The following is a 22945-nucleotide window of genomic DNA, read 5'->3' on the forward strand; positions in this document are numbered from 1 at the left end:
CCCCTCCGAGGGAGTGCGTGCCGGACGCCGCCGGGCCGGGGAGGGGCGTTCGCCACGCGCCCCGGGCCGGTGCGGCCGGGGCCGTCCGGCGGAGGATCCCGCCGGCGGCGGCCCCGGTGCCGGCGGCCGGGGAGCACCCGGCGGTGCCGGGTGCTCCGTGGTGGTCCGGGGGCGGGGTCACTCGTCGTCGAGGCCGCGCTCTATCGCGTACCGCACCAGCTCCACCCGGTTGTGCAGCTGGAGCTTGCCGAGGGTGTTCTGGACGTGGTTCTGGACCGTGCGGTGCGAGATCACGAGGCGTTCGGCGATCTGCTTGTAGCTCAGGCCCTTGGCGACCAGGCGGAGCACCTCGGTCTCGCGGTCGGTGAGCCGGGGCGCGTCCGGTTCGTCGGTGCCGGTCGCCGGGCCGGGGTCGGAGGCCAGCCGCCGGTACTCGCCGAGCACCAGTCCGGCCAGGCCCGGCGTGAACACCGGGTCGCCGACGGCGGTGCGGCGCACGGCGTCCAGCAGCTCCTCCGTGGACGCCGACTTCAGCAGGTAGCCGGTCGCGCCGGACTTCACCGCCTCCAGCACGTCGGCGTGCTCGCCGCTCGCGGACAGCACCAGGACGCGCAGCGCCGGGTCGGCGGCGACGACCTCCTTGCAGACCTGGACGCCCGGCTTGGCGGGCAGGTTGAGGTCCAGGACGAGGACGTCGGGCGAGGCGGCCCTGGCGCGGCGCACGGCCTGCTCGCCGTCGCCGGCGGTGGCGACCACGTCGAAGCCGGACTCGGCGAGGTCGCGGGCCACGGCCTCGCGCCACATGGGGTGGTCGTCGACCACCATCACCTTGATCGGGTCCTGTCCACTGCTCATCGCGTGCCTGCCTTCCCCCGCTTGACGTGCTGTTTCGGTACCGTCAGTTCGACCTCGGTGCCCTGTCCCGGCGTCGACACCAGCTCGGCCCCGCCGCCGAGGTCGCGCAGCCGGCCCCGGATCGACTGGGCGACCCCGAGCCGTCCCTCGCCCTCGGCCTGCGCCAGCCGGCCCTCCGCGATGCCCGGCCCGTCGTCCCGCACGGTCACGATCACCGCGTCGGGCTCGTCCTCCACCAGGATCCAGGCCCGCGCCTGCTCCCCCGCGTGCCGGCGCACGTTGTCCAGCGCGGCCCCGACCGCCGCGGCCAGCTCGCGGGCGGCGGCCGGGGCCAGCAGGACCGGGGCGCCCGGCTCGGCGAGGCTGACCCGGGCCGCGGCGAAGGGCGCGAGCAGCGCACGCAGATCGACCGGGCCGGTCTCGTCGTCGCTCTCGTCCACCGCGACGACGAGGGCCCCCTCGGCGGCGTCCCCCGAGACCCGGGAGACGGGGACGAGGCCGCCGGAGACCAGGGTGCGCAGGGCGACCTCCTGCTCGCCGGCCATCCGGCCCAGCTCGGCCGCCTCACCGCCGATGACCGCGCCGCGCCGCTGCACCATGGCGAGCACCTGGAGCACGCCGTCGTGGATGTCGCGGGCGAGCCGCTCGCGCTCGCGGGTCGCGGCCTCGATCTCCAGGGCGCGGGCGAGCGTGCGCTCGGAGGCGCGGGCGACCTCGACGACGTATCCGATGGCGATGGAGGCGACCCAGACGAGGATCACGTTGTGGACGGTGTCGCGGGCCGGGTGGCCGCGTTCGATCAGGTTGGCGGCGGCCACCGGTGTGGAGGCGAACGCCGCCCAGCGCCAGCCGCCCTTGATGGCGAACGCCAGGACCGAGCCGGCCGTCCAGATCGAGGGCAGGGTGGGACCGCTGTCCTGGATGTGCCGGCCGCTGACGACCAGCGGGGTCAGGAGGATGCCGGCGAGCGCGACGAGGAGGTCGGCGGCGAGGAAGCTCCCGGTGCACGCGGCCGCGTTCTGCACGCGGGGCAGGGTGGCGAGCGTCCAGCCGCACAGGACGGCGAAGTAGGCGACGGCGACGCCGGGCCGGTCGTACTCGGCGTGGTCGGCGACGAACAGGCCGACCGCGTACAGCATGGTCAGCACCCGGTAGGCGGTGAGCGCACGCCACAGCGGCAGCTCGACCGACATCCTCATGACTCTCTCGCGCTTGGCCACGTCCCCCGCCCCCCTGAGCCCGGACTAGGGCTCGCTCCGCCCGGACTTCTCCTTCTCCTTCTTCGCCTGTTCCCTCTCGGCCTGCGCGAGCGCGGCCCTCGCGGCCTTCTCCGCTTCCTTGTCGGCCTTCGCCGCCTCCGCGATCTGCCGCTTGGCGGCCGTCGCGTAGATGTCGACGTACTCCTGGCCGGAGAGCTTCATGATCTCGTACATGACCTCGTCGGTCACCGCCCGGAGCACGAAACGGTCGTGCTCCATGCCGTGGTAGCGGCTGAAGTCCAGCGGCCTGCCGATGCGGATGCCGGGCCGCATGATCTTCGGAATCACCTGACCGGGCGGCTGGATCTTCTCCGTGTCGATCATCGCGACCGGGATCACCGGAGCGCCGGTGGCGAGCGCCACGCGCGCGAGGCCGCCCGGTTTGCCGCGGTAGAGCCGGCCGTCGGGCGAGCGGGTGCCCTCCGGGTAGATCCCGAACAGCTCACCGCGCTCCAGCACGCCTATCCCGCTCCGGATCGCCGCCTCGCCCGCGCCGCGGGCGCCGGAACGGTCCACGGGGAGCTGGCCGACGCCCTTGAAGAAGGCCGCCGTCAGCCGGCCCTTCACGCCGGGCGTGGTGAAGTACTCGGCCTTCGCGATGAACGTGACCTTGCGGTCGAGGACCGCGGGGAGGAAGAACGAGTCGGAGAAGGAGAGGTGGTTGCTCGCCAGGATCGCGGGGCCCTCGGCGGGCACGTTCTCCAGGCCCTCCACCCAGGGCCTGAAGATCATCTTCAGTGGCCCGCCGACGGAAACCTTCATCGCGCCGTACAACAACCGAGTGCCTCCTGTAAGTGTCGCTCAGACCTTAACCCGGAGTGGCGGCCCGAGGCTTCGACGACCCTGGTCGGTGTCGGTGCGGTCGCGTACGGTGAACCTCACGTCCGTCCGTCGCGGAGGTCCCCTCGCAGAGGTCCCGCGGCGGGAGTCCCGTCGAGCAGCGCCACCGAAGACTCCGCCGAGGAACCCCGGCGAGAGGCCCCCATCGAGAACGACGAAGACAGGAGACCGAAGGTGCCGGTCCTTCCTGGAGCCGAGCCGTACCGCCACGAGGGCGGGGAGGTAGGGATCCTCCTCTGTCACGGCTTCACCGGTTCCCCGCAGTCGCTGCGTCCCTGGGCGCGCCATCTGGCCGGGCACGGCCTGACCGTCTCGCTGCCTTTGCTGCCGGGCCACGGCACGCGCTGGGAGGACATGGCGCTCACCGGCTGGCCCGACTGGTACGCGGAGGCGGACCGCGAGCTGCGCGCCCTGCGGGAGCGGTGCGCGCGGGTGTTCGTGGCCGGGCTCTCGATGGGCGGTGCCCTGGCGCTGCGGCTCGCCGCCCGGCACGGCGACGCGGTCGGGGGCGTCGTGGTCGTCAACCCGGCGAACCGGGTGCACGGTCTGTCCGCCCGCGCGCTCCCGGTGGCGCGTCACCTCGTGCGCACGACGCGGGGGATCGTCAGCGACATCGCGAAGGAGGGGGCGGTGGAGGTCGGGTACGACCGGGTGCCGCTGCACGCGGCGCACTCGCTGCGGACCTTTCTCCGGCTGACCGACGGCGAGCTGCCGCAGGTCACCCAGCCGCTGCTGCTCCTGCGCAGTGTGCGGGACCATGTGGTGCCGGCCGCCGACTCCGCCCGGATCCTGAGCCGGGTGTCGTCGACGGACGTGACCGAGGTCCTGCTGGAACAGAGCTACCACGTGGCGACGTTGGACCACGACGCGGACCGGATCTTCGAGGAGACCCTCGCGTTCATCGGCCGGCTCGCACCCAGTGTCGGCAAGGAAGGGACGACCGCAGGTGGCTGAGCACGACTCCGACCGCGAGGACCGTGAGGACCGCGAGGACGGCCGCGACCACGAGCCGGAGCAGAGCGTGCCCTTCGACGAGGAGGCCGCGTGGGCGGCGATCGTCGCGGGGTACGGCGACGAGCCGGTGGACCCGCCGGGCGCCAAGCCGTTCAAGTCGGTCGAGGACCTGGCGCTCCTGGAGGCGAAGGCCGACGACGAGGGTCCGTCGGGTGGCACGCCCGTGGGCGGGGGCCCCGTGGAGGAGCCCGCCGGGGAGAAGGAGCCGGCCGGACCGCTGGGCAGCTCGGTCTCCTTCGCCCCCGGTGTCGGACCGCGCGACTACTCGCCGGCCGAGCCCGCCGGGGCGGACCCCGACGGCGACGACGAGGGGCACTTCGTGCCGCCCGAGCCGCCGCCGCTGCCCGAGGCCGACACGACGGCCAAGTTCGCCTGGCTCGGGGTGATCGGCGGTCCGGTCCTGCTGCTGCTGGCGATCCTGCTGGGCTGGGAGATGAGCTGGTGGCTGACGACGGTCTGCATCGGCGGCTTCCTCGGCGGCTTCGCCACGCTGGTGATGCGCATGGGTCCGGACGACGAGGACGACGACGATCCGGGGCGGGGCGCGGTCGTCTGAGGACCGCGCGGGCCCGGCCTCCGCCCGCGCCCGGGCCCCGTCCGCCCCCGTCAGTCTCCGGCTTTCGCCCGTCCCCGGGCCCCCGCCTCCGGCCTTCGTCCGCCCCCGGCCGTCGTCCGGCCACCGGGTTCAGGCGGCGGGCACCCGCAGGGCGGCCAGGACCGGCAGGTGGTCCGTGGCCGCCCTCAGATCCGTGTCGGTGACGCCCGGGAGGCCGAGCGGGACCCCGCAGCCCAGCACCTCCACGCCCTTCGTCGCGAGGAGGGCGTCGATGCGGCGGTCCGGGCCGGCGGCCGGGAAGGTGTTCCCGCCGCCCCAGGGGGCCGTCGTACGGCAGTCCTGGAGGACGGTGGTCAGGTGGGTGAAGGCGCGTCCGCCGGGGCGCTCGTTGAGGTCGCCGCCTGCGACGGCGTGCTCCACGCCGAGCCCCGCGAGCCGGTCGAGGAGCATCCCGGCCTGCTCGTACCGCTCGGTCCCGTCCAGGCCGAGGTGACAGCTGAGGACGCCGAGGCGGGCGCCCGCGAACCGGACCACGGCGGTGGCGAGGCCCCGCCGGTGCTGTCCGGGGGTGAGGGGCAGGAGCACGTCCTCGGTGCGTTCGACGGTCGCCCGCAGCGAGCAGAGGACGGCGGGGCCCGCGGCGGTGCCGCCGCCGGTGAGGACGACCTGCCCGGAGGCGGCCGCGAGCCGGGCCAGTTTCTTGCGCCAGCGGAAGAACCGCGGGGCCTCCTGGACCAGGACGAGGTCGGGGGCACAGGCGCCGATCACCCGGGCGAGGGCGGCGGTGTCGTCGCGCATCGAGCGGATGTTGTAGCCGAGGACGCGGATGACGGCGGAGCCGTCGGGTTCGGTACGGGACTCCGGGAGCGGCGGGGGCGTCACCATACCGTCACGATACGGGCCGATCACCCGGCGGACGCGAGGATCCCGGAAGGCCGCGCCCGACCGTTCCCCGGAGGGCCGCGAGCGGCCGCTCCCCGGACGGCCGCGACCGGTGGCTCCCCGGACGGCCACACCCGGTGGCTCCCGGACGGCCGCGACCAGCCGTCTCCCGGCCGCGCGCGACCGGTGGCTCCCGGACGGCCGCGCCCGGCCGCTCCCCGCGCCTCCGAAGGGGAGCGGGGAGCGGCCGGGCGTCAGACAGCCGGCCTCACATGATCGGGTCGGGCTCGCGGGCCAGGTCGGCCGCGCCCACCAGGCCCGCCTTGTTGCCCAGCCGGGCGGCGATCACGTCGGCCACCGGGCGCCAGTTGCCGCCGACCAGCCACCGCTTGTAGGACTTGCGGATCGGGTCGAGGACCAGGTCGCCCTCGTCCGAGAGGCCGCCGCCGACGATGAAGGCGGACGGGTCGAACAGGGAGGCCAGGTCGGCGAGGCCGGCGCCGGCCCAGCGGGCCAGCTCGCGGTAGGAGTCCACGGCGACCGGGTCGCCCTGGCGGGCGGCCATGGAGATGTGCTTGCCCTCGATGCCGTCGGGAGTGCCGTCGCCGAGCGCGAGCAGCACCTCGGCGCGCTCCGGGGTGGCGTTGGCGCGCTGCTTGGCGTACCGCACGAGGGCGCGGCCGGAGGCGTACTGCTCCCAGCAGCCCTGCGAGCCGCAGCCGCACAGCAGCCCGTCCGGGACCATGCGGATGTGGCCGAACTCGGCGGCCACGCCGAAGTGGCCGCGGCGCAGCTTGTTGCCGATGATGATGCCGCCGCCGAGGCCGGTGCCGAGCGTGATGCAGATGACGTTGCGGTGGCCCTTGCCCGCGCCGAACTTGTACTCGCCCCAGGCCGCGGCGTTGGCGTCGTTCTCCACGACGACCGGCAGGCCGACGCGGGCCTCGACCTTCTCCTTGAGCGGCTCGTTGCGCCAGTCGATGTTGGGCGCGAAGTAGACCGTGGAGCGCTGGCGGTTGACGTAACCGGCGGCGCCGATGCCCACGCCGACGATCTCGTGCCCGGCGCGCGCGCCCTCCACCGCGGAGGCGATGGCGTCCACGATGCCCTCGGGCGTACCCGGGGTCGGCACCTTGTGGGTCGAGAGGATGTTGCCTTCCTCGTCGACCACGCCGGCCGCGATCTTCGTGCCGCCGATGTCGACGCCGATGGTGAGTCCCATGAATCCCTCAGTTTCGGTCGAGCCCCGCTACGGCCAACCGTACCCGAGGGGGCGGCGCCGCTACCGCGTGAGCGCCGCCCGGGTGCGGGCGGGGACCGTCAGTCGAGATCGATGCGCTGGCCGGGGCCGGTGCCCCCGTCGTCGTCCCGGGGGTGGGCGGGGTCCTCGCGCGGCTCGTCGGCGCGGGCGGTCCAGCGCCGCTCCTGCTGCTGGACGGCGGAACGGTAGGCGGCGAGCAGCTCGCCGCCCGCGGCGGCCAGGTGGTCGAAGACGTCGGGGTTGCGCTCGATCACCGGTTCGACGGCCGCCCTGGCCTGCTGGACGACCTGGCGCACCACCTGCTGGGCGGCGGGTCCGGCGACCGCGCCGAACAGCGGGGACCGGAGGCCGGAGAGCTTGTCGGCGACCGTGTCGACGAGCCGGAGGAGTTCCTCGGCCGCCGATCCCTGGGGCGCGCCCTGCTCCGCCCGGCGGCGGGCCTTCTCCGCCGCCATGTCCTCGGCGCAGGCGGTCGCCCAGGCGTCGGCGTCGGTGGCGCGGGGCACCTCGTCGGCGGTCCGGTGCTCACCGCTGCCCGAGCTGTCCGACGGGGGAAGCTCTTCGCTCATGACGGGCTCCTGACTACGGTTCGTCCCTCCGACGTTACCCGAACGGCGGAACGTCCTTCATCGGGTCCGCGGCCACAGCGCGGGATCCGGCGCGAACCGCACGCGCAGTTCGCCGTCGCGCAGGGCGGCGCCCGCGACGGTGCAGCGGCGCAGGGCGGAGGGCAGCGGGACGATCCGGCGGAACGGACCCGCGGTGACGACGAGTTCGTCGCCGCGGCGGACGAGGTCCAGCCCCTCGCGTACGGCGCCGGGCAGCGGGAGGTGCCACACCAGGACACCGTCCGCGCCGATCCGGTCCTCGACCGGCCACTCGACCGGGGAGGCCGCCGGGTCGACGGCGGGCACGGCCAGCGCGGTCAGGTCGTCGTCCCCGCGCGGGTCGCGGCCGAGGTGGGCGAGGGGCCGGGCCCCGGTCCACTCCCCCAGGGTCTTCTGCTGCTGGGCGTGGAGCCCGGCGAGAACGCCGGTGACGGCGTCCTCGGGCAGGACGCGGTTGGCGAGGAGCGGCTCGACGGGCAGGCCCCGCAGGGCCAGGCCGAGGCGGGCGTCGCGGACGGCGTCGGCGCCGGCCGGCCCCGGCTCGGCCACCAGCCGCACGGAGGTCCCGCGGTCGGCGAGGACGGCCTCGACGGCGGCCAGTTCCCCGTCCCAGCGCGCGGCCGTCTCGTACAGCCACTCGGCGGGCATGGGGACGCCCGCCAGGCGGCCGAGGACGGGGCGCAGGGCGCGGGCGGCCTGCCGCTCCGGGGGGAGCAGCCGGCGCAGGTAGCGCCGCAGTTCCTCCGGGAGGGCGAGCAGGGCGAGGGCCTGCGGGGCGGGCGGCAGGTCGACGACGAGGAGGTCGTGGGTCCCGGTGAGGGCGGCGTCGCGCAGGGCGCGCAGCAGGGTCAGTTCCTCCGCGCCGGGCAGCGGGGTGACCTCCTCCGGGTCGAGCCGGGCGGCGCCGAGCAGGTCCAGGACGGTGGCGGCGCGGCCCTGGAAGGAGGTGAGGTCGTCCCGGAAGCCGGCGGTGGCGTCGGGGCGCCAGGCGGTGAGGTCCGGGCCCGCCTGCACCGGCACCGCGCCCGTCGCCGTGCCGAGCGCCGCACCCAGGGTGTCGGTGCGGTCGGCGCTGAGCACGAGGGTCCTCAGGCCGGCGCGGGCCGCCCCGAGTGCGGTGGCCGCGGCGACGGTCGTACGGCCGCTGCCGCCGGGGCCGGTGATCAGGAGGGTGCGCATGAGGGTGAACGGTAACGGACGTCGGGGTGGTGCCCCGGTGGCCGGACGGGACCGGGGGGGGCGGCCGGACGGGACCCGGGGCGGCGGCCCCGCAGGGGCCCGCGCCGACGCCGGACGACCGGCTGTCACGTACCGGCCACCCGCTACCGCATACCGGGGACCGGCGACCGGCGACCGGATATCGCCTACCGCCCCGACTCGACCCGCTTCTTGAGGCCCGCCAGCGCCCGGTCGATGATGACCTTCTCCGCCTTGCGCTTGATCATGCCCAGCATGGGGATCTTGACGTCGACCGTCAGCCGGTAGGTGACCTCGGTCGCCCCCGCTCCGGCGGCCTTGAGGAGGTACGAGCCGTCCAGCGAGCGCAGCATCTGGGACTTGACCAGCGTCCAGGAGACCTCGTGCGCGCCGGTCCAGGTGTAGGCCAGCGTCTGGTCGTCCTTGATCGCGCCCGCGTCCATGACCAGCCGCACCCGTTCGGCGCGTCCCGCCGCGTCGGTCGCCAGGACCTCCGCCTCCTTGACCTCGCCGGTCCAGTCCGGGTAGCGGGCGAAGTCGGCGATGACCGCCATGACGTCGGCCGGTGCCGCCTCGATCGTGATGCTCGAGCTGGTGTGTTCCGCCATCGCGGTGGCTCCTCCAGATGCGGGCCGGTAGGGAGGGATCCCCGTGCGCGAGCGTGCGCACGTGTGTGCAGCGTGAAGGCTACCGCGCGCCCGGCCGCCCGCTTCCACCCCGTGGGGCGCGGCGGCCCGTGCCGTGCCCCGCGACGGCGTTCACCACTGGAGCACCCACGGCTTCCCGGTGCTCGCGAAGTGCCCGACGTTGACGCACTCGGTCGCCCCGATCCGCATCCGCCGTACCAGCGGCTGGTGGACGTGGCCGAAGAGGGAGTAGCGGGGCCGGGTGCGGCGGATGGCGTCCAGCAGGGCGCGGCTGCCGCGTTCGAAGCGGCGGGCGACGGTGTCGTAGACCAGTTCCGGCACCTCGGGCGGGATGTGCGTGCACAGCACGTCGACCTCGCCCACGGCCTCGATCTTCGCCGCGTACTCCTCGTCGTCGATCTCGTACGGCGTGCGCATCGGCGTCCTCAGGCCGCCGCCGACGAAGCCGAAGACCCGTCCGCCGATCTCCACCCGCTCCCCGTCCAGCACCGTCGTGCCGGGTCCGGCGTACTCCGGCCACAGTGCCGGCATGTCGACGTTGCCGTAGGTGGCGTACGTCGGCGTCGGGAAGGCGGCGAACATCTCGGCGTACTGCCCCCGCACCGCCCGCTCGATCACCGCGGCCCGGTCCTCGCCGATCCCGGCCCACAGCCGGGCGCCCAGCTCACGGGCCTCGGCGAAGCGGCGGGCCGTGCGCAGCTCGACGATGCGGTGGGCGTTCTCCACGCCGAACAGGTCGGGGAAGATGCCGCGGGACCGGTCGGCGTAGTCGAGGAAGAGGACGAGGTCGCCCAGGCAGATCAGCGCGTCCGCGCCCTCGCCGGCCAGGGACAGGTCGCGCGCGTTGCCGTGCACGTCGCTGACCACGTGGATGCGTGTGCCGGGGGTCCCGGACGGTGTGGAGGCCATGTCGATCAAGGGTAGGCGTGTACGGCATACGTGAACAGTGGCGGCGAAACCTGCCGTTACTGGCCGGTCGGTTTTCGGGTGGACTACCGTACTGACTGCAACATCCATCTGTGTGACGCAGCGAACATCTCGCCGGGACCCCCTGTCGAAGAAGCCATACCGGCGGGTAACGTCCGGGCAGTCCAGTCGTGCTCAGCATTTCAACCACCGATGCGCGAGCACTTGCCCGAGCCTTGGACCGCACCGTCGCATCGCACAACGTCGTGGCGCCGGCGCCCTATGAGGAGCAGCAGTCTTGCGCGAGTTCAGCCTTCCGGCCTTGTACGAGGTCCCCGCGGACGGCAATCTGACCGACATCGTCCGGAGAAACGCCGCGCAGCATCCCGACGTCGCCGTCATCGCCCGCAAGGTCGACGGCGTCTGGCAGGACGTCACGGCCACGGCCTTCCTGGCCGAGGTGCACGCGGCGGCCAAGGGCCTCATCGCCTCCGGCGTCCAGCCGGGCGACCGCGTCGGCCTGATGTCCCGCACCCGTTACGAGTGGACGCTGCTCGACTTCGCGATCTGGTGCGCGGGCGCCGTCACCGTGCCGGTGTACGAGACCAGCTCGCCCGAGCAGGTGCAGTGGATCCTCTCCGACTCGGGCGCGACGGCCTGCGTCGTCGAACTGGACGCCCACGGCGCCGCCGTCGAGTCGGTGCGCGAGACCCTGCCGGCGCTGAAGCACGTCTGGCAGATCGAGGGCGGCGGGGTCGAGGAGCTGCGGCGGCTGGGCACGGACGTCTCCGACGAGACCGTGGAGGAGCGCGGTTCGCTCGCCAAGGCCGACGACCCGGCCACCATCGTCTACACCTCCGGCACGACCGGCCGCCCCAAGGGCTGCGTGCTCACCCACCGCAGCTTCTTCGCCGAGTGCGGCAACGTGGTGGAGCGGCTGCGCCCGCTGTTCCGCACCGGCGAGTGCAGCGTGCTGCTGTTCCTCCCGCTCGCGCACGTCTTCGGCCGCCTGGTGCAGATCGCCCCGATGATGGCGCCGATCAAGCTGGGCACGGTTCCGGACATCAAGAACCTCACCGACGAACTGGCGGCCTTCCGGCCGACGTTGATCCTCGGCGTGCCGCGCGTGTTCGAGAAGGTCTACAACGCGGCACGGGCCAAGGCGCAGGCGGACGGCAAGGGCGCGATCTTCGACCGGGCGGCGGACGCCGCGATCGCGTACAGCAAGGCGCTGGACACCCCGTCGGGCCCGTCGCTCGGCGTGCGGATCAGGCACAAGATCTTCGACAAGCTGGTCTACGGCAAGCTGCGCGCGGTGCTCGGCGGCCGGGGCGAGTACGCCATCTCCGGCGGCGCCCCGCTGGGCGAGCGCCTCGGTCACTTCTTCCGCGGCATCGGCTTCACCGTCCTGGAGGGCTACGGCCTGACGGAGTCCTGTGCGGCGACCGCGTTCAACCCGTGGGACCGGCAGAAGATCGGCACGGTCGGCCAGCCGCTGCCGGGTTCGGTCGTGCGCATCGCGGACGACGGCGAGGTGCTGCTGCACGGCGAGCACCTGTTCAAGGAGTACTGGAACAACCCCGGCGCGACCGCGGAGGCGCTGGCCGACGGCTGGTTCCACACCGGCGACATCGGCACCCTGGACGAGGACGGCTACCTCAGGATCACCGGCCGCAAGAAGGAGATCATCGTCACCGCGGGCGGCAAGAACGTCGCCCCGGCCGTGATCGAGGACCGCATCCGGGCGCACGCGCTGGTCGCGGAGTGCATGGTGGTGGGCGACGGGCGGCCGTTCGTGGGCGCGCTGGTCACCATCGACGAGGAGTTCCTGGGCCGGTGGGCCGCCGACCACGGCAAGCCGGCGGGCTCCACCGCGGCGTCGCTGCGCGAGGACGCCGACCTGCTGTCGGAGATCCAGTCGGCGGTCGACGACGGCAACGCCGCGGTCTCGAAGGCGGAATCGGTGCGGAAGTTCCGCATCCTCTCCGCCCAGTTCACGGAGGACTCGGGCCACCTCACGCCGTCGCTGAAGCTCAAGCGCAACGTCGTGGCGAAGGACTACGCGGCGGAGATCGAGGCGATCTACGCGAAGTAGCACCCGGGCCGTTCCACGGCCCGGCACGTCCCGCGGCGCGGTGTCCTCGGCGAGGGCACCGCGCCGCGGCGCGTCCGGCGGGCGGGCGGGCTCGGTGACGCCGACGCCGTCGCCGACGCCGACGGGGTGCGACGGTGACGGTGACGGGAGGGCGACGGGAGGGTGACGGTGACGAACGGGGTTCCTACAGCAGTTCCTTCAGCCTCTCCGCCAGCAGGTCCCAGCGCCACCTCTCCTCGACCCACCGGCGGCCCCGCTCGCCCATGCGGCGGCGCAGTGCGGGGTCGCCCAGCAGCGCGGTGACGCGGTCGGCCGTGTCCTCGGGGGAGGCGCCCCGCACGACCCAGCCGGTCTCGCCGTCCAGTACGGCGTCGGGGGCGCCCCCGGAGTCGCCGGCGACGACGGGCAGGCCGGTCGCGGAGGCCTCCAGGTAGACGATGCCGAGGCCCTCGACGTCGAGTCCGCCCCGGCGGGTGCGGCACGGCATGGCGAAGACGTCGCCGGCGCCGTAGTGGGCGGGCAGGTCCGACCAGGGAACGGATCCGGTGAACCGTACGGAGGCGGCGACCCCCTTCTCGTGGGCCAGGCGGCGCAGGTCCTTCTCGTAGGGGCCGCCGCCGACGACGAGCAGCACGGCCTCCGGCTCGGCGGCGAGGATCCGGGGCATGGCCCGGATCAGGGTGTCCTGGCCCTTGCGCGGCACGAGCCGCGAGACGCACACCACCACCGGGCGGTCGGTGAGCCCGAGGCGGGCGCGCACCAGGTCGCCGCCGGAGCCGGGGTGGAAGGTCTTCTCGTCGACCCCCGGCGGCAGTTGCACCATCCGTGCGACGGCCTCGGGGCTCAGCGCGGTGGCGATCCGCGAGCGCGTGTACTCGCCGAGGTAGGTGATCGTGTCGGTGGCCTCGCCGATGCGCCCCAGCAGGTGCCGGGCGACGGGCAGTTGGGCCCAGCCGGCCTCGTGGCCGTGCGTGGTGGCCACCAGCCGCCGGGCGCCGGCCTTCCGGAGCGCGGGGGCCATCAGCCCGAGCGGCGCGGCGGCCCCGAACCACACGGACGTGCACCCGTGTTCGCGCAGCAGTCCGACGGCCCGCCGCGTCGCGCCGGGTGTCGGCAGCAGCATGGTCGTGGAGTCCCGCACGACGGTGAAGGGCTGCTCGGCGTCGAAGGCCGCCGTCGCCTCGGCGCCCTCGCGGCCCCGCTTCCAGGTGGACGCGTGGACGACGACGCGCTCGGGGTCCAGGCGCAGCGCCATGTTGTGCAGGAACGCCTGGATGCCGCCCGGGCGGGGCGGGAAGTCGTTGGTCACGATGAGGGTCTTGTGCATCGCCGCCGACCCTATCCAAGCCGCCCCTCACCGCCGCGCCCGGCCGTGCCGCACGGCCCGCGCGCAGCCGGACGGGAGATCATGTGGTCCGCACACCCCGACGAAGAGGACGAACAGGGGCACACGTGGGCTTCATGGACGACAGGCGCTCCCCGGCCGGCCTGGCGGCCCTGTGGGTCCTGTGGGGCGCGACCCGGCTCGTGCTGCTGCTGTGCGTGTTCAAGGTGTACGTCTTCCCCGGTCCGGACGTCACCACCGACGTGTCGGTGATCTACCGGGGCTGGTACGACGTGCTGGGCGCCGGGTCCTTCCCGCAGGACGACGTGACCTGGCAGTACCCGCCCGCGGCCGCCCTCGCGGTCCTCTCCCCCGGCCTGCTGCCCTTCCTGGACTACGCGTCGGCGTTCTTCGTCCTGGCCCTCCTCGCCGACCTGGCCGTCCTCGTGCTCCTGCTGACCGCCGGCCGCTCCCGGCGCGGCGCCCCGGTGTGGGTGGCGGGCGTCCCCCTGCTGGGCCCGACGGTGTACGCCCGCTACGACCTGATGGTGACCGCAGTCGCGGTGGCCGCGCTGCTGGCCGGGGTCCGGCATCCCCGGGTCATGGGGGTGCTGGCCGCTCTGGGGGCCCTGCTCAAGGTGTGGCCGGTGCTGCTGCTGGCCGGGGCGCGGCGGCGGGCCCTGGGGGCGGCGGCCGTGACCGTCGGCGCCCTCGCGGTCCTGTCCGCGTGGGCCGCGCCCGGCGCCTTCGCCTTCCTCTCCGCCCAGCGGGGTCGCGGCACCGAGGTGGAGTCGCTGGGCGCCCTGGTGTTCCACGTCGCCCGGCACCTCGGCTGGAGCGGCGAGGTGCGGCTGAACTACGGCTCGGTCGAATTCCTCGGTCCGCACGTGGACCTGGTGAGCGACGCCGCCCTCGGCCTGACGGCGGCCGCGCTCGGCTGGCTGCTGCTGTGGCGGCTGCGGGCGCGGCGGTTCGCGCCGCACACGCTCGCGGACGCCGCCTTCACCGCCGTCCTGCTGTTCACCACCACCAGCCGCGTGCTCAGCCCGCAGTACCTGGTGTGGCTGATCGGTCTGGCCGCCGTCTGCCGGTGCCTCCCGGGCAGCCGGATGGGGCCGCCGGCCGCCCTGGTGCTGGCCGCGTCGCCGGTGACGGTGCTGGAGTTCCCCGTCTGGTTCGACCACGTCGTCGCGAGCGACGCCCTCGGGCTCACCCTGCTGTTCCTGCGCAACGGCCTGCTGGTGGCGGCCGCGGTCACCGCGGCCGTACGGCTGTGGCGCTCGACGGTGCCGCGGGCCGCCGCCCCGCCCGCCGAGCCCGGCCGGGACGCCCGCGCCGGGCACACGCCGGTCCCCTCCCGGTGAGGGGACGCGGCGGTTCCGGGTGCGGGGGCGCGGCTGTTCCCGGTGCGGGGGCGCGGCGGTGCTCAGCCCAGTTCGTCGTGGAGGTACCGGCGCCACTGGGCGGTGAAGTCCTCCAGGGTCGTCCCCAGCACGCTCTCCATCGCCTCCTCGACCGCCCCCGGCCGCTCGCCGTGCTCCCCCACCGCCCGGTAGAAGGCGTGGAGTTCCCGCTCGCCCCAGCGCTCGGCGATCATCCGGCAGGCCGTCCAGCCGCCCTCGTACGCCCGTGCCAGCCGCGCCGCGTCCCCGGCGAAACCGAAGTCGCCGTCGGACGGCAGCCCGTCCGGCGGGCCGTCCCCGCGGACGGCCTTCCGCAGCTCGGGCGCGGCCTCCTCCGGGGTGCGGCCGGTGCCGCGGTAGCCGACCCAGTCGGCGTACCCCTCCGACAGCCACAGCGGGGTCGCCGCGTTGGTGTCGGCCCGGGTGGCGACGTGCGTGGTCTCGTGGGTGAACACCACCTGCCGGCCGACCGGGCCGAGCATGCCGAAGGCGTCCGGGTTGACGACGACCCGGTCGGCGGGCGCGTCGGCCCCGCCGCCCGTCTCCCCCGTGGTGACCGCGGCGATCCCGCGGTAGGAGGAGGCGGGCGAGCCGAGGAGCGCCGCCATGCCGTCGAGCGACTTCGGCACGAGGACGACGACCCGCCGGGCCCAGTCGGTGCCCCACGCCCGCGAGACCGCGGGAACGGCCCGGTCGGCCAGGTCGGCGAAGGTCCGCAGCTGCTCGTCGGAGCGGCCGACCCCGAGGACGAGGCTGTGGGCGCCCCGGACGACCGTGACCGTGCCCTGGTCCCACAGCTGCCGGCCGGAGCCGCGGGCGGGCTCCTCGGCGGCCACGTTCCACCGCCCGGCGGCATCGCGGGTCAGGCGCAGGGCGCGCGCCACGGTCACCGGGCCCCGGTCGTGGCCCTCGACGCGGTAGCTCAGCTCCGCGTCGGCCTCGGCCCCCTCCCCGCCGGGCCGCACGGCGGTGACCCGGTAGGACCAGGCGGCCAGCGGTACGGCCCGCAGCCGGGCGTATCCGGCGGGGTCCCCGGTGGCGGCGTAGGCGGCCGCGTCGTGGGCCAGGACGGCGGCGGCCCGCCGGTCCAGCACCCGCTGGACCTCGGTCCGGACGCCGTCGGTGGCGGGGCGCCCGCCGCAGCCCACGAGCAGGACGAGCAGCAGCACCGCGAGCCCGACGGCTCCGGATCCGCGCGCCCGCCCGTGACCGGCCATTGGCCCGATCCTACGGCGGACCGCCCCGGGCGGAACCCCGAAGGCGTGGGCCGCCCGACCCGGTCAGGGCCTCGTCACCGACGACACCGGCATCATCCCGACCGGGTCGTAGCGCACGGGCGCGCCCGGGTGGGGGGCGTGGATGACCTGTCCGTTGCCCGCGTACATGCCGACGTGGCCGGCGTCGGAGCGGTAGGTGACGAGGTCGCCGGGCCGGGCCTGGGAGAGCGGGACCCGCCGTCCGGCGTGCGCCTGGGCCTGCGAGGTGCGCGGCAGGGAGACCCCGGCCTGCGCGTACGACCACTGCATCAGGCCCGAGCAGTCGAAGCCGGCCGGTCCGTTGGCGCCCCAGACGTACGGTCTGCCGAGTGCGGAGCGGGCGGCGGCCAGGGCGGCGGCCGCGCGCCCCGAGGGGGCGCCGGCGCCGGCGTCCTCGGGGCCGGACAGGCCGGAACGGCCGGAGCGCGAGGCCCGGTCGTAGGCGGCGCGCTCGGCGGACGGCAGGGAGTTCAGCAGCCGGCGGGCCCGGGCGAGCTTCCGCTCGACGGTCCGCTTGTGCTTCTCGACGGCCTCGCGGCTCTTCTCCAGCTCGCCGAGCCGGCGGGTGGCCTCGGCGCGTTCCTGGGCCAGTTCGCGCAGGGCGTGCCGGAGGTCCTTCAGCTCGCCGGCCTGGCGGGCGGTGACGCGGTCGAGGACGGAGGCCCTGTCGAGGTAGCCGTCCGGGTCGTCGGAGAACAGCAGGGCCAGCGAGGGGTCGAGTCCGCCGGAGCGGTACTGGGCGCCGGCCAGCGCGCCGAGCCGCTCGCGCAGCTCGTTGACGCGTCCCTGCTTGCGGGCGACGCGGTCCTGGGCGTCCCCGACCTGCCGGCGCAGGACGCCGGCCCGTTCCCCGGCCTCGTTGAAGGCCTCGGTGGCCTTCTCGGCCGCCTCGTAGAGCCGGTCCACCTCGGTCCGGGTGTCCTCGTGCGGGGCGGCCGTGGCCGGTGCGGTGGTGGCGGCGGCGCCGAGGGCGGCTGCGGCGGCGGACAGGACGCACAGGGCGCCCCGGTCGAACCCGGACGGTGCGAGGCGGCGACCGGACGGTGCAAGGCGGCGATGGGACCCCACGGGAAGCCGCGTTCCTTCCTCTGGCGGACAGGGACCGTCCCCCGGCACACGTGCCGGGGAAACGCGGCAGACAGTAGCCGCGCGACGGGGGGCCCACCAAAGACCGCGGCGGCCACACAACGTGACACCCCGCCTCCGACGCAGGTCATGGGCGGGGTGCGGGGTCAGTTCACGTCGCGGTGATTCGCCCGTTCGGGCGTGCCGGTGTCGCGGCCGGGAGGACGCTCAGATCCGGACGCCGAACTGGTACGGCATGTTGTTGATCGACTCGTAGCGCACGACGGTGCCGGTGCGCGGGGCGTGCAGCACCTGGCCGTTGCCCGCGTAGAAGCCGACGTGGTGCTGGTCGCCGTAGAAGATGACCAGGTCGCCGACCTTGAGGTCGGACTGGGAGTAGATGCGCGTGCCGGCGTTGGCCTGGGCCTGGGAGGTGCGCGGGATGCCGACGCCGGCCTGGGCGAAGGCCCAGGAGGTCAGGCCCGAGCAGTCGAAGGAGGACGGGCCGGTGGCACCGTAGACGTAGGGCGAGCCGATCTTGCCCTGGGCGGCCTGGAAGGCGGCCATGGCGCGGCCGGAGGCGGCCCCCGTGTTGCCGAGGTCGACGCGCTCGCCGGCGTCACGGCTGGCGCGGGCGTCGGAGGCGGCCAGCGCGGCCTTCTCCTGGGCCGTCAGCGTGTTGAGGAGCTTCTGCGCCTCGGCGAGCTTGCTCTGGACTTCCTTCTTCTTCTTGCCCAGTTCGGTGCGGGTGGAGGCGAGGTCCTCGAGCTTGTCGGAGGCCTCCGCGCGGTCCTGGGCCAGCTCGCGCTGCTTGTCCTGGATCTTCTTCAGCGACTCGACCTGCTGGGCGCTCAGCTGGTCGGCGGTGGACGCCTTGTCCAGGTAGTCGTCCGGGTCGGAGGACAGGAACAGCTGGAGCGAGGAGTCGATGCTGCCGGAGCGGTACTGGGCCGCCGCCGCCTGGCCTATGGACTCGCGCAGCTGGTTCAGCTCTTCCTGGCCGCGGGCGACGTCGTCCTGGATGGTGGAGATCTCCTTCTGGAGCTTCTCCTGCTTCTCCTTGGCCCCGTTGTACTTCTCGGTGGCCTGCTCAGCCTCTTCGTAGAGCTTGTCGACCTTGGACTTGACCTCGTCCTTGCTCGGCTTCTCGCTCGGCGCGGCGTTGGCGGCCTGCGAGGTGAGGGCAACAGCGGCGGCGGCCGCGGTGGTCAGCAAGGTCACGCGTGCGCGACTCGGCTGCTTGGGTCGACGGTGGGACGCCACGGAGAGCGAGCTCCTTCATGTGAGTGATCACTCGTGCGGAGGTTCGAAGGCAGACCCTAGTGACCTTCTTGTGATCACTTCAAATCCTGGAGCCGAAAAAGTCGGTGACGCACTGCATTCTTTACCCTCAATCCACGTGCAGTGACGCGCGATTGACGCTACGTTGCGTGACGATTGCGCCAATTCGGGCATTGGGCCTTTACGTTGACCTCCGGGACCTTCAGGTCAGTCGCTTCAGGAGTACCGCAGAAGCCACCGGCCGGGCCCCCGCCCTGGCCACCCCGTCGGCCACCTCGCGGTCCGTCGAGGCCACGATGACCGGCCGGCCCGACGGTTCGGCCCGCACCAGCCGGCGGATCAGCTCGTCGGCGGTGACCCCCGGCTTGGAGAACAGCACCCGCACCCCGCGCGGCGGCGCCAGCAGCACCGGCGCGACCAGTTCGGCGCCGTCGAAGACACAGGTGACCTCGGCGCCGGTCTGCGCGGCGAGCGCCGAGAGCTGCCCGAGCAGCCGCAGCCGCTGCTTCTCCAACGGCATCTGCGGATAACCGGTCTTGGTGACGTTGTAGCCGTCGACGACGAGGTGCGCCTGCGGCAGCGCCAGCAACTGGTCCAGGATCGCGGGGTCGTTCTCCGACAGCGCGCGGGCCGCGATGTCCTTCGGGGTCATCCGGCCGGGCTCGACCGCGTCGACGGTCTCCGCCGGGCGCACCGACACCGGCGGCAGCGCCAGTTCCCGGCGCAGCCCCTGGGCCGATTCCAGCAGGGTGTCGAGCAGCAGCCGTACCCGCATGTCCTCGACGCTGCGCCCCTCGCGGGCCGCGCGCCGGGTGGCCTCCAGCGCGGCCTCCGCCTCGCCGAGCCGCGTCTTGAGCCGCCGCGACTCGCTCTCTGCGGCGGACACCTGCGCCTGCCCCTCGCCGCGCACGGCCTCCATCTCGCCCTGGAGCTTGCGCAGCGCCGCCTCGCCGCGCTTGACGTCGCTGAGGGCCGACCGCAGCTTGCGGTGCAGCGACTCGGCCTCCCGCTTCGCCGCGTCCAGCTCGGCGCGCAGCCGCTCGGTCTCGGTCCGGGTCAGCTCACGGGCCTCGGCGAGCTGCTCGCGCAGCCGCTCCAGCTCCGCCCGGCTCTCCTCGTCGGCCCGCTCGGCGTCCGCCCGCAGGGCCTCCTCGCCGGCGGCGGTGACCAGCTTGACCCAGCCGGCGGGGCGCAGCACGTAGGCCGCGGCGGCCACGTCGAGCGGGTCCGCGGCCGGCGGCGGCGTACCGGAGTCCAGGGCGCCGGCCAGTTCCGGCTGGGCCTCCCTGAGCTTCTCCGCGATGCGCTGCCGGAACAGCGGATCGCCCTCCAGCGCCGCGGCCATCGCGTTGCCCGCGAACTTGGCCCGCCGGTTCGGGGCGAACCGGGCGTACTGCCGCAACTGGGCGGGCAGTTCGGCGACGGTCAGGCCGCCGAAGCCGTCCGAGGCGATCTGCACGACCCGGCGCCGCACTCCGTCGGGCAGGGGACGGTCGAGCACCTCGGCGGCGCCGTCGCCCGGCCCCCCGCCCGTGGTCTCCACCATCCGTCACACCCCAATTCCGTGCGGACCCCCTCCCGCCCCCGGCTTCGCCCGGGCGGGGGAGCCCCATCCTCAGGATCCGGCGCCCGGCCGGTCCACCAGTTCCACCTGATCCACGGCGTTGCACCAACGGCACCGCACCGACTCGATGGTCTCACTGACCACCTCGCGCTCCTCCACCTTCGCCTCACCGGCGAGATCGAGGTGGACGTACTCGACGACCTTCGACGAGCGCGTCACGTCGAAGCGCGTGAGGTTGCCGCAGAGGGTGCAGCGCCACCGCGTCGCGGCGGTCGGCAGGGGAACCGTCATCGTGACTGTCCGCTTCCTTCTAGTGTCGGTCTTCGGGGGCCGGGGCGCGCCGAAGGCTCCCCGGACCATGTGGCTCGTAACCCTACGGCCTGGCGGGTCCCCGCCGCCCGTCCGTCCACGGCGGCGAGGCGGGAGGGTCCGGTACGTCCCGTTGCGTCATGCTCTGTAGGCATGATCCGCGACTGGAGCAGGTCCCTGGGCCGGGCCGTCCGGCACCCCGTGGCGCCCGTGACGTACGGACTGATGACCCTGTGCTGCACGGTCTTCGTGATCGGCCCGGCCTCGGGCCTCGATCCGGCGTACGGCACCGGCGAGGCGGCGGCGCTCGCGCAGCGCGCCTACTTCCGCCGGTGGGGCGTGATCCCCGCGGACGTGTTCGACGGGTCGCCGGGGTCCGCCCTCACCTCCTTCACGGCCCTGTTCGTCCACGGCGGCTGGGTGCACCTGCTGGGCAACATGCTCTTCCTCTACGTCTTCGGGGCGATGACCGAGCACCGGATGGGCCGCCTCGAGTTCACGCTCTTCTACCTCGGCTGCGGCGCCCTGGCGCTGCTGGGGTACGCCGCCGCCAACGCCGGCTCCGGGCAGTCCCTGGTCGGCGCCTCCGGGGCGATCTCGGCGGTCCTCGGAGCGTTCCTGTACCTGTTCCCCCGGGCCCGCGTCACCAGTCTCCTGCCGTTCCTCTTCTTCCTGCCGCTGCGCTTCCCGGCCTGGGTCGTGCTGCCCTTCTGGGCCGCGCTGCAGTGGGTGGCGGCGGGCCGGGCCGGGCCGGGGCCGGGCGTGGCGTACCTGGCGCACCTGGTGGGCTTCGGGCTGGGCTTCGTCTACGCGTGGGTCCGCTTCACCCGGCCCACTAGAGTGGGCGGCAGCCCAGCCCCGGCCCCCGAGGGAGAGAACCAGCCGTGATCACCGCGATCGTCCTCATCAAGACCAGCGTGGACCGGATCCCCGAGATCGCGGAGTCGATCGCCTCGCTGGAGTCCGTGAGCGAGGTGTTCTCCGTGACCGGCACCTACGACCTGATCGCCATGGTGCGGGTGCGGCAGCACGAGGACCTCGCCGACGTGATCCCGGGGCGGATCAGCAAGATCCCGGGCGTCGAGGCGACGGACACGCACGTCGCCTTCCGCACCTACTCGCAGCACGACCTCGAGGCGGCGTTCGCCATCGGCCTGGACTCCTGACCGGCCGCGACACCGCCCGGGGCGGGCGGGGCGGCGGCTACGCCTCCGGGACGCAGCGGCCGTCCCGCGTGTGGTAGCGCCACTTCGCGCCCCGGGTCACCAGTTCCCGTACCGCCGCCACGAAGCGGTCGACGTGCTCGTCGGGGGTGCCCGCGCCGAAGCTCACGCGGATCGCGTCGAGGGACCTCTCGCCGGGGGCCGCCCCGGAGGCGCCGCACTCGCCCTGGTCGCGGGAGTCGCCGTCGAGGAGGGTGCGCACCAGGGGGTGGGCGCAGAAGAGGCCGTCGCGGACGCCGATGCCGTGCTCGGCGGAGAGCGCGGCGGCGAGGTGGGAGCTGCTCCAGCCGTCCACGACGAAGGAGATCACGCCGACCCGCGGCGCGTCGTCGCCGAAGAGGGACAGGATCCTCATCCCGGGGACCTCCGCGAGGCCGGTGCGGACCTTCTCCACGAGGTACTGCTCGCGGGCCACCAGGGAGTCGAAGCCCGCTTCGGTGAGGGCCTCGCAGGCGGAGGCGATGGCGTAGGCCCCGATGACGTTCGGGGAGCCGGCCTCGTGCCGGGCGGCGCTCTCGTGCCACTGGACGTCCACTCCCCCGTCCGCGCGCCGGGTCACCCTGCGGCTGGCGCCGCCGCCGGCGAGGTACGGCTCGGCCGCCCGCAGCCAGTCGGCGCGGCCGGCCAGCACGCCGGAGCCGAAGGGGGCGTACAGCTTGTGGCCGGAGAAGGCGACCCAGTCGACGTCGAGGTCGCGCACGGACACCGGGTGGTGGGGGGCGAGCTGGGCGGCGTCCAGGACGATCCGGGCGCCGTGGGCGTGGGCCGCGGCGGCCAGTTCCCGTACGGGCCACAGCTCGCCGGTGACGTTGGAGGCGCCGGTGACGCAGACCAGGGCCGGGCCGTGCGGTTCCCGGTCGGCGAGGGCCCGCTCCAGGGCGGCGACGGCCTGGAGCGGGGTGCGCGGGGCGTCGAGGCAGGTGACCCGGGCGTCCTTCCAGGGCAGCAGCGCGGCGTGGTGCTCGGTCTCGAAGACGAAGACCTGGCAGCCGGCGGGGAGGGCGGCGGCGAGGAGGTTGAGGGAGTCGGTGGTCGAGCGCGTGAAGACGAGCTGGTCGTCGGGCCGGCAGTCGAGGAACCCGGCGACCGTGCGGCGGGCGTTCTCGAAGAGGTCGGTGGAGAGCTGGGAGAGGTACCCGGCGCCGCGGTGGACGCTGCCGTAGTAGGGGGCGTAGGCGGCCACGTCGTCCCAGACGCGCTGGAGGGCGGGCGCGCTGGCGGCGTAGTCCAGGGCCGCGTAGCCGACCTCGCCGCCGGTGACGAGCGGGACGGTGACATCCCGGCCCAGAACGGGCAGAGGGGCGCAAAGGGTCGGGGCGGTGGCAGCGGTGGAGACGGACATGGCGCAACTCCCGTGAGAGGCAGGGGAATTCACCGTGCGAGCGGCTACGGCTCGAGCA

General features: G+C 74.3%; 22 protein-coding genes. 6 read left to right on the forward strand and 16 right to left on the reverse strand.

Going from position 1 to position 22945, the window contains the following annotated elements; genetic code table 11:
- Positions 1-177 precede the first annotated feature (177 nt).
- From ACF09K_RS23245 to ACF09K_RS23255, 3 genes are read right to left on the reverse strand one after another with little or no spacing between them, the layout of a single operon-like run.
- The gene (locus ACF09K_RS23245) at positions 178-855 is read right to left on the reverse strand and encodes a response regulator (protein ID WP_392246299.1); all 678 of its coding nucleotides are present in this window, start codon (positions 853-855) and stop codon (positions 178-180) included.
- Positions 852-2075 (reverse strand): MacS family sensor histidine kinase, encoded by a 1224-nt coding sequence (macS, locus tag ACF09K_RS23250; protein ID WP_392246300.1) that lies wholly within the window; start codon positions 2073-2075, stop codon positions 852-854. Before macS ends, ACF09K_RS23245 begins: the two co-directional genes overlap by 4 nt.
- A gap of 24 nt (positions 2076-2099) precedes the next feature.
- Positions 2100-2876 carry a lysophospholipid acyltransferase family protein gene (locus ACF09K_RS23255; protein WP_392246301.1) on the reverse strand — a complete coding sequence of 259 codons (777 nt, stop codon included), beginning with the start codon at positions 2874-2876 and terminating at the stop codon, positions 2100-2102.
- A 252-nt stretch (positions 2877-3128) separates the two neighbouring features.
- Here ACF09K_RS23255 and ACF09K_RS23260 point away from each other — a divergent pair, with 252 nt between their 5' ends.
- Both ACF09K_RS23260 and ACF09K_RS23265 read left to right on the forward strand, forming a co-directional pair.
- On the forward strand, positions 3129-3908 hold the full coding sequence (locus ACF09K_RS23260; RefSeq protein ID WP_392246303.1) for an alpha/beta hydrolase: 780 nt from the start codon (positions 3129-3131) through the stop codon (positions 3906-3908).
- Entirely contained in the window at positions 3901-4524 is a 624-nt protein-coding gene (locus ACF09K_RS23265; RefSeq protein WP_392246305.1) for a hypothetical protein, read from the forward strand. Before ACF09K_RS23260 ends, ACF09K_RS23265 begins: the two co-directional genes overlap by 8 nt.
- Positions 4525-4653: 129 nt before the next feature.
- On the opposite strand, the gene ACF09K_RS23270 is transcribed toward ACF09K_RS23265, so the two are convergent.
- The 6 genes from ACF09K_RS23270 to ACF09K_RS23295 all read right to left on the reverse strand — a co-directional run bounded on the left by ACF09K_RS23270 (position 4654) and on the right by ACF09K_RS23295 (position 10028).
- On the reverse strand, positions 4654-5409 hold the full coding sequence (locus ACF09K_RS23270) for an endonuclease/exonuclease/phosphatase family protein (protein ID WP_392246306.1): 756 nt from the start codon (positions 5407-5409) through the stop codon (positions 4654-4656).
- Between the two features lie 265 nt (positions 5410-5674).
- Positions 5675-6628, reverse strand: a complete 954-nt coding sequence (locus ACF09K_RS23275) for an ROK family glucokinase (protein WP_392246308.1) — start codon at positions 6626-6628, stop codon at positions 5675-5677.
- 98 nt (positions 6629-6726) lie between these two features.
- The gene (locus tag ACF09K_RS23280) at positions 6727-7236 is read right to left on the reverse strand and encodes a DUF5304 domain-containing protein (RefSeq protein WP_392246310.1); all 510 of its coding nucleotides are present in this window, start codon (positions 7234-7236) and stop codon (positions 6727-6729) included.
- A gap of 57 nt (positions 7237-7293) precedes the next feature.
- The gene (locus tag ACF09K_RS23285; protein WP_392246311.1) at positions 7294-8454 is read right to left on the reverse strand and encodes an ArsA family ATPase; all 1161 of its coding nucleotides are present in this window, start codon (positions 8452-8454) and stop codon (positions 7294-7296) included.
- 185 nt (positions 8455-8639) lie between these two features.
- Complete coding sequence (locus tag ACF09K_RS23290; protein ID WP_392246312.1) at positions 8640-9080, reverse strand: SRPBCC family protein; 441 nt, start codon at positions 9078-9080, stop codon at positions 8640-8642.
- A 150-nt stretch (positions 9081-9230) separates the two neighbouring features.
- Complete coding sequence (locus ACF09K_RS23295; RefSeq protein WP_392246313.1) at positions 9231-10028, reverse strand: metallophosphoesterase; 798 nt, start codon at positions 10026-10028, stop codon at positions 9231-9233.
- Between the two features lie 295 nt (positions 10029-10323).
- Here ACF09K_RS23295 and ACF09K_RS23300 point away from each other — a divergent pair, with 295 nt between their 5' ends.
- Positions 10324-12120 carry an AMP-dependent synthetase/ligase gene (locus ACF09K_RS23300; RefSeq protein WP_392246315.1) on the forward strand — a complete coding sequence of 599 codons (1797 nt, stop codon included), beginning with the start codon at positions 10324-10326 and terminating at the stop codon, positions 12118-12120.
- A 184-nt stretch (positions 12121-12304) separates the two neighbouring features.
- Here the strand turns inward: ACF09K_RS23300 and ACF09K_RS23305 are convergent, their stop codons facing one another.
- Entirely contained in the window at positions 12305-13447 is a 1143-nt protein-coding gene (locus ACF09K_RS23305) for a glycosyltransferase family 4 protein (protein ID WP_392246316.1), read from the reverse strand.
- Positions 13448-13581: 134 nt separating this feature from the next.
- Between ACF09K_RS23305 and ACF09K_RS23310 the strand changes: the two genes are divergently transcribed.
- Entirely contained in the window at positions 13582-14808 is a 1227-nt protein-coding gene (locus ACF09K_RS23310) for a glycosyltransferase 87 family protein (RefSeq protein WP_392246318.1), read from the forward strand.
- Positions 14809-14870: 62 nt separating this feature from the next.
- On the opposite strand, the gene ACF09K_RS23315 is transcribed toward ACF09K_RS23310, so the two are convergent.
- The 5 genes from ACF09K_RS23315 to ACF09K_RS23335 all read right to left on the reverse strand — a co-directional run bounded on the left by ACF09K_RS23315 (position 14871) and on the right by ACF09K_RS23335 (position 20304).
- Complete coding sequence (locus ACF09K_RS23315) at positions 14871-16064, reverse strand: hypothetical protein (protein ID WP_392246319.1); 1194 nt, start codon at positions 16062-16064, stop codon at positions 14871-14873.
- 63 nt (positions 16065-16127) lie between these two features.
- Positions 16128-17171, reverse strand: a complete 1044-nt coding sequence (locus ACF09K_RS23320) for an NlpC/P60 family protein (RefSeq protein WP_392246320.1) — start codon at positions 17169-17171, stop codon at positions 16128-16130.
- A 225-nt stretch (positions 17172-17396) separates the two neighbouring features.
- Positions 17397-18431 carry an NlpC/P60 family protein gene (locus ACF09K_RS23325; protein ID WP_392246322.1) on the reverse strand — a complete coding sequence of 345 codons (1035 nt, stop codon included), beginning with the start codon at positions 18429-18431 and terminating at the stop codon, positions 17397-17399.
- A gap of 220 nt (positions 18432-18651) precedes the next feature.
- Positions 18652-19995 carry an NYN domain-containing protein gene (locus ACF09K_RS23330; RefSeq protein WP_392246324.1) on the reverse strand — a complete coding sequence of 448 codons (1344 nt, stop codon included), beginning with the start codon at positions 19993-19995 and terminating at the stop codon, positions 18652-18654.
- 69 nt (positions 19996-20064) lie between these two features.
- Entirely contained in the window at positions 20065-20304 is a 240-nt protein-coding gene (locus tag ACF09K_RS23335) for a hypothetical protein (protein WP_392246326.1), read from the reverse strand.
- A gap of 171 nt (positions 20305-20475) precedes the next feature.
- Between ACF09K_RS23335 and ACF09K_RS23340 the strand changes: the two genes are divergently transcribed.
- Together ACF09K_RS23340 and ACF09K_RS23345 are read left to right on the forward strand one after the other, a co-directional pair.
- On the forward strand, positions 20476-21210 hold the full coding sequence (locus tag ACF09K_RS23340) for a rhomboid family intramembrane serine protease (protein WP_392246327.1): 735 nt from the start codon (positions 20476-20478) through the stop codon (positions 21208-21210).
- The gene (locus ACF09K_RS23345; protein ID WP_363087174.1) at positions 21207-21488 is read left to right on the forward strand and encodes an Lrp/AsnC ligand binding domain-containing protein; all 282 of its coding nucleotides are present in this window, start codon (positions 21207-21209) and stop codon (positions 21486-21488) included. Before ACF09K_RS23340 ends, ACF09K_RS23345 begins: the two co-directional genes overlap by 4 nt.
- A gap of 37 nt (positions 21489-21525) precedes the next feature.
- Here the strand turns inward: ACF09K_RS23345 and ACF09K_RS23350 are convergent, their stop codons facing one another.
- The gene (locus ACF09K_RS23350; RefSeq protein ID WP_392246329.1) at positions 21526-22887 is read right to left on the reverse strand and encodes an aminotransferase class V-fold PLP-dependent enzyme; all 1362 of its coding nucleotides are present in this window, start codon (positions 22885-22887) and stop codon (positions 21526-21528) included.
- Positions 22888-22945: the final 58 nt, after the last annotated feature.

It is taken from the genome of Streptomyces sp. NPDC014882 (assembly GCF_043081325.1).
GTDB lineage: Bacteria > Actinomycetota > Actinomycetes > Streptomycetales > Streptomycetaceae > Streptomyces.

Excerpts from the sequence above, each read along its gene's own strand:
- ACF09K_RS23245 (WP_392246299.1), bottom strand. The coding sequence starts at position 855 with ATGAGCAGTGGACAGGACCCGATCAAGGTGATGGTGGTCGACGACCAC.
- ACF09K_RS23255 (WP_392246301.1), bottom strand. The coding sequence starts at position 2,876 with ATGAAGGTTTCCGTCGGCGGGCCACTGAAGATGATCTTCAGGCCCTGG.
- ACF09K_RS23270 (WP_392246306.1), bottom strand. The coding sequence starts at position 5,409 with ATGGTGACGCCCCCGCCGCTCCCGGAGTCCCGTACCGAACCCGACGGC.
- ACF09K_RS23275 (WP_392246308.1), bottom strand. The coding sequence starts at position 6,628 with ATGGGACTCACCATCGGCGTCGACATCGGCGGCACGAAGATCGCGGCC.
- ACF09K_RS23280 (WP_392246310.1), bottom strand. The coding sequence starts at position 7,236 with ATGAGCGAAGAGCTTCCCCCGTCGGACAGCTCGGGCAGCGGTGAGCAC.
- ACF09K_RS23285 (WP_392246311.1), bottom strand. The coding sequence starts at position 8,454 with ATGCGCACCCTCCTGATCACCGGCCCCGGCGGCAGCGGCCGTACGACC.
- ACF09K_RS23290 (WP_392246312.1), bottom strand. The coding sequence starts at position 9,080 with ATGGCGGAACACACCAGCTCGAGCATCACGATCGAGGCGGCACCGGCC.
- ACF09K_RS23295 (WP_392246313.1), bottom strand. The coding sequence starts at position 10,028 with ATGGCCTCCACACCGTCCGGGACCCCCGGCACACGCATCCACGTGGTC.
- ACF09K_RS23305 (WP_392246316.1), bottom strand. The coding sequence starts at position 13,447 with ATGCACAAGACCCTCATCGTGACCAACGACTTCCCGCCCCGCCCGGGC.
- ACF09K_RS23310 (WP_392246318.1), top strand. The coding sequence starts at position 13,582 with ATGGACGACAGGCGCTCCCCGGCCGGCCTGGCGGCCCTGTGGGTCCTG.
- ACF09K_RS23315 (WP_392246319.1), bottom strand. The coding sequence starts at position 16,064 with ATGGCCGGTCACGGGCGGGCGCGCGGATCCGGAGCCGTCGGGCTCGCG.
- ACF09K_RS23330 (WP_392246324.1), bottom strand. The coding sequence starts at position 19,995 with ATGGTGGAGACCACGGGCGGGGGGCCGGGCGACGGCGCCGCCGAGGTG.
- ACF09K_RS23335 (WP_392246326.1), bottom strand. The coding sequence starts at position 20,304 with ATGACGGTTCCCCTGCCGACCGCCGCGACGCGGTGGCGCTGCACCCTC.
- ACF09K_RS23340 (WP_392246327.1), top strand. The coding sequence starts at position 20,476 with ATGATCCGCGACTGGAGCAGGTCCCTGGGCCGGGCCGTCCGGCACCCC.
- ACF09K_RS23350 (WP_392246329.1), bottom strand. The coding sequence starts at position 22,887 with ATGTCCGTCTCCACCGCTGCCACCGCCCCGACCCTTTGCGCCCCTCTG.